This window comes from Peptococcaceae bacterium (genome assembly GCA_024655825.1).
Lineage (GTDB): Bacteria > Bacillota > Peptococcia > DRI-13 > PHAD01 > JANLFJ01.
Genome location: JANLFJ010000092.1, coordinates 526 through 760 on the forward strand (window position 1 = coordinate 526; position 235 = coordinate 760).

General features: G+C 46.4%; 1 protein-coding gene. It reads right to left on the reverse strand.

The annotated features are described in order from the left end of the window. A partial coding sequence (locus NUV48_15555) for a hypothetical protein (protein ID MCR4443547.1) occupies positions 1–235 on the reverse strand: 235 nt, incomplete at both ends.

Genomic DNA, 235 nt, shown 5'->3' on the forward strand with positions numbered 1-235 from the left:
GTCTATAACTCAAGATTTTTGTTTTAAAGAGATAATATTCATTGCACTCGACCTGAGGCTCATCCGGATGGACCTGGCCGGTAAAACCGTCTTCATCCCTTTCGAAAAGCGTTTTCATTTCTTCCTCGGTCAGGCCGGAATCAAAGGGAATTACCTTGTAAGTAACCCGTTCATACCCCTCTTTCACGGTTTGAGGAACAGCCGCCGTTATTCCTGTTTCCTTCGTCCAGCCGTC